15 protein-coding genes are annotated in these 13967 nt (G+C 68.3%); 4 read left to right on the forward strand and 11 right to left on the reverse strand.

The annotated features are described in order from the left end of the window. The first annotated feature begins 17 nt into the window (after positions 1-17). Positions 18-1292, forward strand: coding sequence for a hypothetical protein (locus AKJ09_RS41265; protein ID WP_146653327.1), 1275 nt, complete (start codon positions 18-20; stop codon positions 1290-1292). Positions 1293-1305: 13 nt separating this feature from the next. Here AKJ09_RS41265 and AKJ09_RS41270 read toward each other — a convergent pair whose 3' ends face one another. From AKJ09_RS41270 to AKJ09_RS41315, 10 genes are all read right to left on the reverse strand, one after another. Beyond that, the gene (locus AKJ09_RS41270) at positions 1306-3000 is read right to left on the reverse strand and encodes a hypothetical protein (protein ID WP_146653328.1); all 1695 of its coding nucleotides are present in this window, start codon (positions 2998-3000) and stop codon (positions 1306-1308) included. After that, positions 2997-4268: a hypothetical protein gene (locus tag AKJ09_RS41275; protein WP_146653329.1), complete on the reverse strand. Its 1272-nt coding sequence runs from the start codon at positions 4266-4268 to the stop codon at positions 2997-2999. The genes AKJ09_RS41270 and AKJ09_RS41275 overlap by 4 nt, the downstream gene beginning before the upstream one ends. Before the next feature lie 145 nt (positions 4269-4413). After that, positions 4414-4926, reverse strand: a complete 513-nt coding sequence (locus AKJ09_RS41280; protein ID WP_146653330.1) for a M67 family metallopeptidase — start codon at positions 4924-4926, stop codon at positions 4414-4416. Positions 4927-4936: 10 nt separating this feature from the next. Continuing rightward, a complete protein-coding gene (locus tag AKJ09_RS41285; protein WP_146653331.1) occupies positions 4937-5884 on the reverse strand; it encodes a PLP-dependent cysteine synthase family protein in 948 nt (315 codons plus the stop codon). Continuing rightward, the gene (locus tag AKJ09_RS41290) at positions 5881-6174 is read right to left on the reverse strand and encodes a hypothetical protein (RefSeq protein WP_146653332.1); all 294 of its coding nucleotides are present in this window, start codon (positions 6172-6174) and stop codon (positions 5881-5883) included. Before AKJ09_RS41290 ends, AKJ09_RS41285 begins: the two co-directional genes overlap by 4 nt. Positions 6175-6179: 5 nt before the next feature. Continuing rightward, a complete protein-coding gene (locus AKJ09_RS41295) occupies positions 6180-6452 on the reverse strand; it encodes a MoaD/ThiS family protein (protein ID WP_146653333.1) in 273 nt (90 codons plus the stop codon). A 45-nt stretch (positions 6453-6497) separates the two neighbouring features. After that, on the reverse strand, positions 6498-7232 hold the full coding sequence (locus AKJ09_RS41300; protein WP_146653334.1) for a HesA/MoeB/ThiF family protein: 735 nt from the start codon (positions 7230-7232) through the stop codon (positions 6498-6500). Then, positions 7229-8191 (reverse strand): cysteine synthase A, encoded by a 963-nt coding sequence (cysK, locus tag AKJ09_RS41305; protein ID WP_275936690.1) that lies wholly within the window; start codon positions 8189-8191, stop codon positions 7229-7231. Before cysK ends, AKJ09_RS41300 begins: the two co-directional genes overlap by 4 nt. A 24-nt stretch (positions 8192-8215) precedes the next feature. After that, positions 8216-8728 (reverse strand): RrF2 family transcriptional regulator, encoded by a 513-nt coding sequence (locus AKJ09_RS41310; RefSeq protein WP_169928279.1) that lies wholly within the window; start codon positions 8726-8728, stop codon positions 8216-8218. 142 nt (positions 8729-8870) lie between these two features. Continuing rightward, positions 8871-9593 (reverse strand): hypothetical protein, encoded by a 723-nt coding sequence (locus tag AKJ09_RS41315; RefSeq protein WP_146653336.1) that lies wholly within the window; start codon positions 9591-9593, stop codon positions 8871-8873. Positions 9594-9997: 404 nt separating this feature from the next. On the opposite strand from AKJ09_RS41315, the gene AKJ09_RS41320 reads away from it, so the two are divergent. Both AKJ09_RS41320 and AKJ09_RS41325 read left to right on the forward strand, forming a co-directional pair. Beyond that, a complete protein-coding gene (locus AKJ09_RS41320) occupies positions 9998-11257 on the forward strand; it encodes a hemolysin family protein (protein WP_169928280.1) in 1260 nt (419 codons plus the stop codon). After that, the gene (locus tag AKJ09_RS41325; protein WP_146653338.1) at positions 11254-11691 is read left to right on the forward strand and encodes a hypothetical protein; all 438 of its coding nucleotides are present in this window, start codon (positions 11254-11256) and stop codon (positions 11689-11691) included. Before AKJ09_RS41320 ends, AKJ09_RS41325 begins: the two co-directional genes overlap by 4 nt. 54 nt (positions 11692-11745) lie before the next feature. Here the strand turns inward: AKJ09_RS41325 and AKJ09_RS41330 are convergent, their stop codons facing one another. Further along, positions 11746-12966: a hypothetical protein gene (locus AKJ09_RS41330; RefSeq protein ID WP_146653339.1), complete on the reverse strand. Its 1221-nt coding sequence runs from the start codon at positions 12964-12966 to the stop codon at positions 11746-11748. Positions 12967-13346: 380 nt separating this feature from the next. On the opposite strand from AKJ09_RS41330, the gene AKJ09_RS41335 reads away from it, so the two are divergent. Beyond that, positions 13347-13925, forward strand: coding sequence for a hypothetical protein (locus AKJ09_RS41335; RefSeq protein ID WP_146653340.1), 579 nt, complete (start codon positions 13347-13349; stop codon positions 13923-13925). The last annotated feature ends 42 nt before the right edge of the window (positions 13926-13967 follow it).

The raw sequence follows: 13967 nt of genomic DNA on the forward strand, positions 1-13967 counted from the left end.
CGGTGATTGGCCCCACCATGGCAGAGCCCGACACGGAGGCACTTCCGAAGCGCGCGAGCGTGGCTCAGCGTGCATCCCACGGAACGAGCGTGAACCCAGGCGACCACGCAGACAGTAGCGCCGAGGGCGCACGAGGCACCACGCTTGCGGCCTACGAGGCCGTCGCGCGTTCGGCTCGCCTTCCCGACCTCGTCTCCATCACGCAGGCGATCGTGATCGAAGCGGCTGAGAGCCGCCGTACCGAGTGGAGCTTCACGTCGAAAGTTTCGGCCGCGGCGGAAGAGGTCAACCTTCCGCGCGCCGAGGCGGAGACTCCCTTCGGCAACGCGCTGAAGGTGCTCGAGTCCGGCCCCGAGGGCGAAGCCGAGCGCGCGCTCGCCTCGGCCCTTTGGGCGCACGCCATCGCCGAGTCACGTCGCGAAGACGAAGATCGGCTCGCGGCGGACATCCTCTGGCTCTCCACGCACACCGCGTTCGACGCGACTCCCCTTCTCGACCGCGCGCTCGGTGACGACGCTGCGGATCTTTGGGAGGCCATCGCGCATCGCGTGCGTCGCATCCTCGAAGGAAAGGGCGCAGCGTTGGGTCGCGGAGAGGCGATCGTCGGCTGTGCCGCGCTCGCCGGATCGCAAACGAGCGACTCGCGTCGCCTCGTCGGCGAGCTCGCGGGGGTCACGAAGGATCCGGTCGTCCTTCGCATCCTTGCCGCCGGCGAAGCCGCGTCGGGGGTCGAAGTCCGCCTCGAAGGAGAGGCCACCGCGCCGCCTCGCGGTCCTGTCTCGACCACGATTCTCGCACTCACCGGCATCCTGTTCGTGGTGCATGCCGTGCGCCTTGTCGCACGCGTCGCGCTGGCGTACCGGCGCCCTTCGGAGCTCGTCCTCTCCCACGATGGCGTGCGCATGAAGACCCGAACGCAGATGCTGGGCCGTACGCTCCGCGAGCGCGAGCAGGTGATCGTGCGCTCCGGCCTGGTGCGCGTCGCACGCGAAGTTCGCTATCCCCGCGCCGCGTTCTATGCGGGGCTGCTCGCGCTCGCCGTGGGCAGCTGGGTGGGCGTCCGCGCGTTGGTCGACGGTGTGCGCGCAGCATCGCCGTCCTTGCTCCTGGCAGGCCTCGTGATCGTGGCGCTCGGCATCGCGGCGGACTTCGTCCTCGGCAGCCTGGTTCCGGGATCGCGCGGTCGCTGTCGCGTTGCCTTCGTGCCCCGGTCGGGCCCCACGCTCTGCATCGGCGACGTGGACCTCGCTCGCGCAGACGCCGCCATCAAGAGCACGCTGGAAGCGCGCTGATCGCGGGGCCGCGCTACTTCGCGCGGATCACGCGCTCGCCAACCACGGCGTCGAGCTTGCCCGCGGTCGCACGCGCTTCGAAGCGCACGGTCCGCGGGTTCGCGTCCGCGCATGCGCGCAAACTCACGGCATTCTGCCCGTGGGCCCGATCGAGCTCGTCGCCGCTGACGGAATCGTAGAGACGCGCTTCGACGCCGGTACCCTCGCCGGATGTCCCGAGGGCGATGCGAAGACACTGCCCCGCCGGGACGTTTGCGTTCTGCACGTATTGATGCGTGGCATCGAGTGAAGCGAACTTCACGGAGCCCGCGTTGCCCTCCGGGATGCCGTTCGGCCCAGCCGAGGCGCGCGCCAGCATGCGGCTCGCGGCGAGCGGATGCGCGGTGAACGCGGGATCTTTCCACATCTCGGGGCGCACGAGCACCGAATACGGGCCCGGCCGCCCTCGGGTCCCGAGGTCGACGCGGGCCTTGCCCTTGCCGCACGCGAAGAGCGTCGTGCCGTCCGTTCCTTCGTTGCTCGCGAGGAGCGAGCCCGCATCGTCCCAAACGGCGGCGTCGACGAGTGCGAGCGGAGCACCCGCGACGACGTCGATGCGCGTGCAGCCGTTGGCCGCGAGGTTCACGTTCGACGTCGAACGGCGGCCGAGTGCGAGCTGACCGTTCTGCGTCGAGGTCGGGGCGCCGTAGCCCGCCTTGCCGACCTCGCTGTTCCGTGCGGTGCGCGTGGCATCGAGCGGAAGCGCCGGTGCGAACCAGGCGACGTCGGGCCGGCTCGCCAGATCGCGTGCCGCCTCGGGCTTCGTCTTCGAGAGCACCACGGCCACGAGCCCTCGACCGACGTGAGGACGCACCTCGAGCGTGCCGGAGACGGCCATGGGCGAACACACGGTGACCGAGCGCCCGCCGGCGCCGTCTTTTGCGCGACCGATGAGACGGCCTTCGGCATCCATCACGTCGGCATCGACGATGGCAACGTCTTCGTCGGCCACGAGAAGCGCATCGGTGCAGCCGCCCTCTTCGACCGAGAAGCCGAGGCCGGAAACCGTGCGCGCATCGACGCCGAGCGCGACGCGACGCAGCTCGTCCCACTTCCCGCCGAGCGCCGCCTGATGCGCGCGAACCTTGTCGTCGAGGCCAGGCCACGCCTCGGGCGTACGCGGAGCGCCACCGAGCGAGCCGCGCGCTCCCGCCATGCGTCCGATGTCCTGCGCGCGGTCGCGGGGCACGACCTGCGCGGCGATGACGCAGAGCCCGGCACCACTTGCCGCGTGCGCGGCGACGTAAACGCGATTCGGATGGGGCGGGCAAATGAGCACGGTGGGGCGCGGATCGGGCCCCTCGTCGACAGCGAGCGGATTGCCCTCGTCGGCGAAAGCCGCGAGGTCGATGTCTTCGAGCGACGCGGATGCGCGGCCGTAGGCGAGCAGGCACGCGTCTTTCGGAACGTCTACGAACGCACCGAGGCGCTCACCTTCGCTCATCGGCCCCGACGCGACGATCGCGAGCGGGCTGCCACCGAGCTGCGAGACGCGCTGTGGAAGATCGCCGAGGAGCGGTGTGGCCTGGAGCGAGCCGGGCACGACGCGCGGAGCATTGGGCGGCGCAGGCGCGGCAGCCGGAGGTGGCGACGACGCCCCACACCCCGAAACGAGGCCGATTCCGACGAGCGCGTGCAGCAACGCCACGCTCCTGTTGATGCGCATCATCGCCCGGCCTCCCACACTCCACTCTTCACGCGATACACCGCGAGCCCCCAGCCGATTCCCGACGGACGCGCCGTCACCTCGATACGCGCGGTCTCTTTCGGCCCGACGCAGAACGACGTGAGCGCGGTCTCTTCGGCGGCCCCGCGCTCGTCGGTCGAGTCGTGCGGGCCGACGAGAGCACGAAGCTGCAGCGTTCGAGGATGGCCGTGCGTGGTCGCCACCACGGCGACGTAGCAGGCTCCGACTTCGACCGGCAACGGCAGCGGCGTCGTGCCCGAGGTTCCTTGCGCGGTGAACACGGGGTCCTCCGAGGGGATCGCGATGTGCCGCGTGAACATCGCCCGCGCCATCTTCCCGCGCGCGATGGGGCCCCAGAGCGCCGGCAGGCGGTTCGGAAGCGACCAACTCGCGACGGTCGCCGTCACGTCCGACTTGGGAACGGCGCCGACGAAGACGACCGTCGCGCGTGTTTGCCGGCCGACGCAGGCTTCGAGGCGTGCGTCAGGGGCTTCGGTTCGGTCGCGCGCGAGAAGCTTGTCGCCGTCGGCATCGCGAATTTCGGCGTCGACGTCGAGGCGGAAGCGCCGGGCGGGGTTGTCGGTGCGCGGATCCTTCGCGAAGAGCTCGACGCGATGACAGCCCGGCGCGAGCGAGACTTCCTCTTCGCCCGAACCGTCGTCGGCTGCATGGAACACCGAGCGCGTCACCGTTCCCGCGCCCTCGCGCTTCGCTCGGGTCTCGGCCGCCTCGGCGCGCTTTTCGGGCGTTGCAAGCGGCGGCAGGGCGCCGGCCTCGGGGGGCGGCGGAAGCGCCCCGCCCGTTCGCTCGGGGATGATCGTCGCGAGAGCCGGCAAATCCGGACGCGACTGCGCGACGACCATCTCGATCGTCCCGCGCCCCGCGTCGCTCGTGATGACGAAATTGCGCACGGGCTTGCTTCCGTCACATCGAATCAGCTCGAGCACGCCTGCGACGCTCGTCGCTCGGGCCGCGGGCTCGGGCGCGAGCGGATCGCTGCTCGCGTCGGAGAGCTTTGCTCGGAAGCTGAGCCCCCGCGGCCCAACGAGGGCGACGTGGGTACAGGTTCCTCCGCTTGGGACGGGCGTGCCGTCGGCCCCGAGTGCGGGCGAGACGGGGATGACGACGGACTCGTCGTCGAAGACGAAGCGCGGCGGCATCGGCATCACGTTGGCGCCAGCCGCGCGCCATTGCTCGACGACGCGGAGCGCGACCTCCCGCGAATCGTTCCGTGCGTCGGCTAGCGCCACCGAAGGAGCACTTCCCACGACGCTGGCGGCAACGCCTAACGCGACGCCGACGAGCGGCGCAAACGACCGAGCGGGCCAGGGCACGTTTGTCACCCTAGCACGGCGAACGCGAGCGCCGACTCTCGGCTATCGGGCTACCGAGCGTTCAGGCGATGAAGAGCTCGCCCTCGACGAACGTGCGCTTCTCTGGATCCCAGATGAAGAGCTTCCGGTCGTCGACGGTGCCTTCGCGTACGCTCGTGACGAGGTACGCGAGGTCGTAGGTCGGCTCATCGCCCCCCATCGTCGTCGCCGCGGCATCCGTCTCCGAGAAGTATGCACCTGCATCGAGGTGCGAATGGTAGAGCACCTTCACGGGCCGGCCGGCGGCCGAACGATCACGAACCGCACGCTCGAACTTCAGCGGGTCGATGTCGAAGTACATGCGGCCCGTTCGCGGGTACGTCTCCGGATCGAGGCGATGGAGCTTGTTCGCCCGGTTCTCCATCGGAACGATCTCGTCGACGACGAGCGGCTCTTCGCCGGGCCCGACGAGAAGCCCACAGCTCTCTTCGTCGCGCGCGTAGGCCGCACGTGCCTCTTCGTCGACGCGCGCGACCACGTCGGCGCGAAGGGTGAGCTTTCCATTGATCCAGGGGTGCTTTTCTACGTCGCGCATTCCGTCTTCCTCACCACACGTATTTCTTCTCCCACCGGAGTGGCGAGAAGTATCTGTCACCGCGATCGGCCACGATGGCCACGACGCAACCCGGTGTGCCTTCGCGCTGGAGGCGCTCGGCGGTCTTCACGGCTGCAAAGAGGTTCGCCCCCGAGGAATGCCCCACGTGAAGGCCTTCTTCACGTGCCAGTCGATCCGCCATGTCCCAACCGTCTTCGGTCGACACGGGGAAGATTTCGTCGTGCCCCTTCGGGTCGTAGATCATCGGCACCAGGCTCGAGGCCATGTGCTTGAGACCCTCGAGGCCATGGAGCGGCGCATCGGGTTCGACCGCGATGCAGCGAATCGGACGATGGTGCTCGCGCAGCCTGCGCGCGGTGCCCATCATCGTACCGCTCGTGCCGAGGCCGGCCACGAAGTGCGTGATCGTGTCGCCCACGTCTCGCAGAATTTCGGGCCCCGTGCCGTCGTAGTGCGCGAGAGGGTTCGAAGGATTGGCGTACTGGTCGGGGTAGAACCAGCGGTCTGGATCCTCGGAGACGATCTTCTTGGCGAGCCGAATGGCGCCGTCCGATCCTTCGAGCGGATCCGAGAAGATGGTCTCCGTGCCGAACGCGCGAACGATGTCCTTGCGCGCACGCGAGACGTTCTCGGGCATCACGAGCTTCACCGGGATGCCGAGTGCAGCTCCGAAGAGCGAATACGCCACGCCGGTGTTGCCGCTCGTCGAATCGATGAGCGTCTTGCCGCGTCCGAGTCGACCGTCCGCGAGTGCATCACGGATCATGCGCAGGGCCGCACGATCCTTCACGCTCCCGCCGGGGTTTTCGAACTCGAGCTTGGCATAGACCGGAACGTCGGGGGCATTCTTCGTCACCACGCGAAGACGCAGTAGCGGTGTGTTGCCGACGGCATCGATCACCGAATCGATGCGGCGAACCCGAAGTGCCCCGCTCATCGAGGGTCTCCCAGTAGGACGTTTCGAATGGCCGCGAGCGCGCGCAGAGCGCCCTCCCCCACTTCCCGTGCGGCCTCGTTTCGAAGCCCCAGGGAGGCCACCTCGACCGAAGCCGGCGTGCCGGAGGTGGCGGTCGTGAGCCCGGCGCGCTCCAGGTACTTCGCCTCGATTGTGCGGGCGAAGCCTGCGCCACCGAGCGGTGCCGTGCTTGCCGCGAGACGCGCCTGGCCCGCCTCGCCGACCTCCGGCAAGCGAACCTGGCGCGTGTAAAGGAGGCGATCGTCGCTCACGATGTTCAGCCTCCCGCGATCGCCGGGACGATGCTGACCTGGTCGCCAGTCTTGACCTCGGTCGCGAGGCCGCCCGTGAAGCGGACGTCTTCCTCACCGACGTAGATGTTGATGAAGCGGCGTACGCCCTTCTCGTCGAGGAGGCGGTCGCGCAGGCCCGGGTGCCGGCTCTCGAGGTCGGTGATGAGGTCGCCAACGGTGGCGCCAGCGGCCTTCACCTCGTCGGCGCCACCGGTGAGGCTACGAAGGGCGGCGGGAATTCGGACGATCGTTTCCATGGTCATGTTCCTCGTGAATGTGGACTCGGACTCGGGTTTCTAGACTCAAAGATCACAGGCGACGGGGGCGTAACGTGCGCCGTCGACGCTGCGGATGACGTTGGCCTCGCCGCAGAGCTCACAGCTCGGCCGCGAAGCGATGCGCCGGCGGCGCGACGCGAGCGTCTTGCCGTCGAAGGTGAAGAGGGTGCCGAAGACGTCGTCGCCTCCGAGCACCGAGAGCGCGAGGTCGGCCTGAGCGGCTCCGATCACGCCGACCATGGGACCGATGACGCCAGCCTCCGCGCAGTTCGGCGCGTTCTCGCGCGGCACGTCTTCGAAGAGGCAGCGGTAGCACGGCTTGCCGCCCGGGCCGACGGCGAGCGCGGTTCCGTGCCAACGAACCGCGGCCGCGTGCACGATCGGCTTCTTCGTCAGATGTGCGGCGTCGGCGGCGAGGAACTTGGTGGCGAAGTTGTCGCTGCCCTCGACCACGAGGTCGTAACGCAGAGCGAGATCGACCGCATTGGTCGGCAAGAGGCGCGTTTCGTGGACTTCGATGGCGACGCCGGGGGCGAGCTCACGCAGCGCCCGCGCGGCAGCGACGGTCTTCGGTGTTCCGACGTCCTTCCGCTCGAAGAGGATCTGGCGGTGCAGGTTCGAGACGTCGACGTCGTCGTCATCCGCCAGGCCCAGGGTGCCGACGCCTGCCCGCGCGAGCGCGATGGCGACAGGACAGCCGAGGCCGCCCGTGCCGACCACGAGCACGCGGGCGCGATGGTAACGGGGCAGGCGATTCATCGGATCCCCTCGCGCGGATCGTCGACGCTGACCCCCGGGAAGTACTCCTCGAGGCTGAAATAGCGCTCGCCCGTGTCGCAGAGGACGGTGACGACGTTCTTGCCGGGACCGAGCTCGCGCGCGATGGCGAGTGACGCCGCCACGTTGGCGCCCGAACTGATGCCGACGAGCAGTCCCTCGCGGCGTGCGAGCGACAGCTTGGTCTTCCACGCCTCTTCGTCGGTGACGGTACGAACATCGTTCACGACGGATGCGTCGTAGTTCGCGGGCACGAATCCGGCGGCGAGGCCTTGGATCTTGGTCGGCCCTCGCTCGCCACGCGAGATGGTCGCGCATGCGTCGGGCTCGACGGCCACGACACGCAGCGCGGGGTTCGCGACGCGCAAGGCGCTGCCCACGCCGGAGACGGTGCCGCCGGTTCCCACGCCGGCAACGAGCGCGTCGACACGCATCTCGCCCATGGCCGTCAGGATTTCGTGCGCCGTGGTCCGCGCATGGACCGACGGGTTCGCGCGATTGTCGAACTGCGCAGGAATGAACGCGCCAGGAATGCCGGCCGCGATCTCCCGTGCCTTGGCGATGGCGCCATCCATCTGCGCTTCGGCGGGCGTGAGCACGATCTCCGCGCCGTACGCCTCGAGGAGCTGGCGGCGCTCGAGGCTCATGCTCTCGGGCATGGTAAGGATGAGTCGGTAGCCTTTCACCGAGGCCACCCAAGCGAGACCGATGCCCGTGTTGCCGCTCGTCGGCTCGACGATCGGGCCGGGCGGCTTCAGCGCGCCACGCGTCTCCGCGTCTTCGATCATCGCGCGACAGATGCGGTCCTTCACGCTCCCGCCGGGATTGAGGTGCTCCATCTTCGCCCAGATGGTCGCGCGCGGAGCGTCGCCCGCCCATGGCGCGGCGATCCGAACGAGCGGCGTCTGACCCACGAGATCGAGCATGGAGGTGGCGATCACGGGCTGGTCCTTCCCTTCAAGTCCTCAGATGACCCACCGCGCCGGCGGCGCTGCTGCATTCGGACGGGTCGCGCTTGGACGCCGAACCCCGGCCTCTTCGCCCCGCATGCACAAGTCGCGCAACGTAACCTCGTCGAAGCAGCGCTCCACCGAGCGGCCGACATCGGCGAGCACGGCATCGGCGACCTCACGAAGCCGCGCTGCACGCGTGACGTTCTCGTCCGACGATGCCCTTGACGCCCCTCGACGCTTTGGCTCGACCATGGCGACAGGGCCCTCGACCGCGCGAAGCACGTCGCCGAGGCGGATCTCCTCGGGCGGACGAACAAGGGTGAAGCCCCCACGCGGACCGCGCTTCGACTCGACGAGTCCTGCGCGCTTCAGGTCCTGGAAGATCTGTTCGAGGAAGCGAAGCGGAATGCGCTGGCGCTCCGCCACGTCGCGCACCTGCACGGCGCTGCGTGTGCCCTGCTGATGGAAGGCGAGATCGAAGAGCGCCCGAACGGCGTACCGACCTCGATTCGACAGGCGAAGCACGACCCTCAATTTAATTGTCGCATCGAAAATATCAAGAATTGCTTTGCGGCTCTAGGGCATGGGAAAAAGCGTGGTTTGAGCGCCGACGGGCGCCTCGAAAGCGCACCGAAACGGTCGCCGTTGAAGGAAACGGGAAGCCGTCTCAGGTCACAGCTTCGACGTTCAGCCCATGGCTTCGCAGCCGTTCATCCAGCCGCCTTCGCAACCGGTCCAGATCGGCTCCCTCCTGGCCATTCACCTCCACGCGTACCCGTCCGGCATCGGAGTGCACGACGAGGGTTGTCCCCGCGTACGTACCGGCCCCGAGCTCCAGTCGAACCGAACCGCTGTGCTTGTCTCCCGCCCACGCAATCCGCTTCACGAGCACAGGCAAGAGCTCTTCCATGGACATGCGGCCGCGCACGGGCTCGGTGGCAGCGGCGGACGTCGGCGCAACCGCGGGAGCGGAGATGACGGGCGGTGCAAGCTGAGCCGATTGACGGAGCGCCGGATCGAGCGCGTCGAGCTCGTGTGCCGAGTGGCGCTTCGGGGACTCTTCCGCATCGCGCCCGTCGCGTTCGTCGCCACCGTGCCGACGAACCGCCCCATGCGGGTGGGAGCCTTCGGTCGCGTGGTGCTGGCAGGCCGTGGCGAGCGGCGCGTGGCGAGGCGGGAGCGCGGGACTCTTGGTGGTCAGGCCCGGTGCCAGGAGCAGGAACTCATGGCCGAGCTTGGCACTGAGAACTTGCTGGAACCCGAGCGTCGGCTCGGCGCCACGAGCGCCCCGTTGGGGTGCGCCTTGGAGGCTGCTTTGCTGGGGGATCGAGGCCCGGGCGGGCGACGTCGACGAGCAGGGACCGGACGCGGCGGACGGGGAAACGCTCATGGTCCCCCTCGTCGGCCGAAAACCGCCGAAAGTTTCGTGGTTTCGCGGTTTCGTCGGTTCAGCGCCATCAAGGGCGGTATCGGGCCGCGTTTTCCCCTAAGGTTGCGCTGCCGAGGGCCTCGCTTGACCCCCACATCCCACACGCTACCTTTTTCTTGGTATTGGCAGTCGGGGGGCGGCCGAACGAAGCTTGAGTCATCGGGCTTTTCGGCTTTTTCGCCCCCGCGAGTCGTCACCGTCGTCACCCTCGACCTCGGCGGCTCATCGGAGTCATCGGACTCATCCGATTCATGCGGGGGGGGCGCGCACTCCCCACCGGCGCAACGAGCAGCAACTCAGGCGCAAGGGGTAACTGCCGCGCAAGGAGCATCGAGCGTTTGAGCATTCCCCTAGGACCGATCGTCATGGCCGTCGCCGCGGCCGCCGTCGGCTCGCTCTTCGCTTCTGCTGACGCGGCACTCACGACGTTGCCCGAGGCGCGGTTGCAGGCGCTCGTCGAGGAGCAAGATTCGGCCTTTGCTCGCTATTCGGCGGGTCGCGCTCGCGTCTTGTCGCGCTGGCTCGTGGCGCGCGTGCTCGCCATCAGCGGCGCGGCGGTTCTCATCGCCTGGGCCGTCAGCCAGGCCCTCGACCCCATCCCGTCGGCCGCGATCGCCGTCCTTTCGTCGGTCGTGACGTACGGCACGTTTGCCGAAGCCCTCGGCACGGTTGCCCGCCACCGTCCCGAAGCCGTTGGACGCCTCGCCCTACGGTTTCTTCGGCCGCTCGAGTGGGCCGTGATGCCCATCGCCGAGCCCCTCGCCGCCATCGGCTCGTTCATCGGGCGTCGTGTCCCCGACCGCGCCGTCGTCGACGCGCGCCACACCGAGAACGAGGTGGAGTGGCTCGTCGCCAAGGGAGAAAAGGCGGGCGCGCTCGACAAAGAGCCGGCCACGATGATCCGCAACGTTCTCGACTTCAAGAACCTGACGGCGAAGGAGGTCATGATCCCGCGGCGTCATATCGCAAGCATCGAGGCTTCCACGCCGCTCGCACAGGTTCTCGAGCACGTCATCAAAGACGGCCACTCGCGCTACCCGGTCTACCGCGAGACGCTCGACAACGTCGTCGGCCTTCTTTACGTGAAGGACCTCTTCGAAGTCGTCCGCACCGGCAAGCTCGCCGAAGGAAAGCTGGACGACCTCATTCGTAGGCCCGTTCTCTTCGTGGCCGAGTCGCAGCCTGCGCTGAGCGTCTTGCGCGAAATGCGCGGGCGGCGCCTCCACCTCGCCATCGTGAGCGACGAGTTCGGCGGAACCAGCGGCATCGTCACGCTCGAAGACATCATCGAAGAGATCGTCGGCGAGATTCGCGACGAGTACGACACCGAAGACGCTTCACCGATCCAGAAGCTCGCCGAAGGCCGTTTCGTGGCCGACGCGGCGATTCCGATCGGGGATCTCGAGCTCCATCTCGGCAAGAAGCTGCCCGAAGACGGCGACTTCGAATCGCTCGGCGGCCTCATCGTCCACCGCGCCGGGCGTGTGCCCGAGGTCGGCGCAACGGTTTCGCTCGACGGCTACCAGCTCATCGTTCGCGAGGCGGACGAGACGCACGTGATGAAAGTCGAGATCGTCCGCGCCGAGCCGGATCTCGCGCCGCCCGCGGAGGCACCGGCCTCGTGAGCACCAGCTCCTCGCGCATGCCCGTTCGAGCGGAGAGCTTGCCGTCTCCTCCGACCGCGTTTCGCCTCGTTGGTCCGGCCGCGAAGAACGTTCGCGATCGGGTGGCGCCCTTTCGCCGAACCTTTCGCGACGACGGCGATGCGTACGCCGTCGCACTCGGAACAGACGACGCTCTGGACCTCACCACGGTCGCCCGCGCCCTGCCCGACGTCACGAGCGTCGAAAGCGGCGCCCTCGTCGTTCTTCTTCCGCAGATCGTCCCGCCGCCCTCGCTGGCGGTCCGTGTGCTCGTCGCGCTGGGCCGCGGACGCACGGTGTCGCGCGCGCTTCGTTGCAGCGCGCTGCTCGCCAAGGGCTACACGCGAATCGGCGCAGGCATCGATCCCGATACCCGCGCCGATCTGGTTTGGGGCTACGCCCCGACTCGCTCCTGAGAGCGCCTGGATGCGAGCCTGATCCTCGCCGAAACGAGGACCAGGCTGGCTTCGCTATTGGACCTTGTTGAGGCCGGTGACGAGCTTGTCGGCGCGCTCGAGCAGACCGGCCTTCGCCTGCGGATCGTCGGCGCCCGAGGCTTCGCCACGGATGTCGTTGATGAGGCGGGTCAGCTGCGTGCCGAGCTGCGCGATCTGGCCGGACGTCTCGCTCGGGCAAGCCGCTTCGACCGACTTCGGGACGACGTAGATCGCCGCGGGCTTGTCGAGGTTGCCGCTCGCGTACTTCGGCGCGGAGACGTTGCTCTTGGTGAGCGGGTTCGTCGCCGTGAACTCGGCCGGCAGGGTCACCTGCTGCGGGTTCGGGACTTCGATCGGCTTCGTGAGCGGAGCGAGGACGGCGTAGACGTTGCCCGCCGGATCCTTCGGGCCGCCGAGCAGCACGACGTGGTTGATGTTCTGCTTCTGGCCGGCCGAGAGCTGCTCGGTGATCGGCTTCTGGAGCTTGGTGAGCAAGCTCGAGACGGCGCTCTTGCGGTCGTTGACCGACTGAACCGAGGTGATGAACTCGATGAGGCCCGACGTCGTGTCCTGCGAGAAGCCGCTGAAACGGACGCCCGCGAGCTTCGTGCCGTCGAAGTCGATGTTGATGCCGCCAAGCTCCTTGACGAGCGCATCGGGGTACTTGCGGTCCTTCAGGAGGCTGTTGCGCCCCGCCTCGACCTTGTCGGCGAGCTCCTTGAGCTGCTCGCGCGACTTGGTGACGTCCGCCGAGAGCGACTTCGCGTCGGTGACGGCGCGCTGGCGACCCTTGCTGGTCTCGCTGGCGCCGCCGGCGATGTAGCCGATGACTCCGAGGACGACCGCCGCGACGAGACCCCCCATCACGCCCTGCTTGAGAGCACCCTTGCGTGCCTGCTGGAGCGAGGCCTCGTCGACCTCGATGCGCTGCGGCTGCGGGGGCGCGGCAGGAGCCGGAGCTCGGTACGGCCCTGCAACCGCTGCGGCGAGCGGGTTCGACGGGTCAAGCGCCGTTCCGCTCGGAGCGGCATTTCCGAATGCCGGCGGCGGACCGACGGGAGTGCCCGGCGGAACAGGGACGCCCGTACGAGGCGCAGGAGAGGCGGCCCCGCCAACTGCACTCGCAGAGGGCGCAGCAACCGGCGCGGGAATCGCATCCGGTGCAGGCGTCGGAACGGGCACGGCGGCAGTGTTGCCACCGGCTTTCCCAAGACGGGCCTTCAGATCGATCTTCGGCTTCTTTTCTTCGGCCATCGAGTCCCTCGATGCAGACACGTTCGCGAAGTGCGGCGTTCGGCGAGAGTTCGGGAGAGTTGTGAAGAGGGTTACGGAAGGTCCGGCGGCGGGTCCCCGTCCTCGTGGTCTCCGTCGGTTCTCAGTGAGAGAGCAGATAGAGAAACAGGAAGAGACGTTGGGGAGGACCGCGTTAAGGTCCGCGCGGGAACTATTACCGCGGGAGCAAAGTCCGCGTCACGTTATTGATTTGTCGAGGTTCACGCAACAAGGTGCGACCGGTCGCGCTGACGATGAGACCTCTGCCCCGCAGCAGCGCCTCCGGCCCGTGGAATAGGACGCTTTCAGGCCGCGAGTCCTTGGCCCGAGTTCCTGGCTAATCGTAAGCACTTACGCACACAATGACCGACCCTATGCCCCGCGCAAACCAGGCCTTCCGCCGCGCTCGCCGCGCCCTTCGGATCATCCGGAACGGTATCGCGACGGGGCTCGTGTTCCTTTATGGAGCGGGATGCTCGAAGTCGGATTCGAGCGGCCCGCGGGACGCGGGTGAGGCCCAACACCCTCAACCTGAGGACGCACGGGCGACCGACGAGAAGGCGCTCGAAGCGCTCGTCCTCCTCGACGTTCGAGCGTCCAAGGCGATGCGCGAAGCCGACGCCGCGGCGCACGCCGGGGAGCTGGAGAAGGCGCTCGACATCGTGTCGAAGCGCGCGCGACCGGCGATCGAGGAAGGACTACGCACCGGCGAGGCGGTCACGACGAAGACGCGGTGGGGGCAAGCGAAGCGCGAGGAGCTCCTTGGCATCCTTCGCGACCGCAAAGCCGAGATGCCTCGTTACGAAGAGGCGGTGCGCGGCAACGACCCGGAGAAGATGCTCGCGTCGGTCGAAGCTCAAGCGGCGATCGAGCGACGAGCTCTGCGGGCGGTGGGCGAGTTCGGATCGTTTCGCGCCCCCTCGGCGCCTTCTTCTCGCTGAGTTCGAAGCGGTCGCGTGATCGACCGCGAGTGGACTGGAGCA

Source organism: Labilithrix luteola (genome assembly GCF_001263205.1).
GTDB classification, from domain to species: Bacteria; Myxococcota_A; Polyangia; order Polyangiales; family Polyangiaceae; genus Labilithrix; species Labilithrix luteola.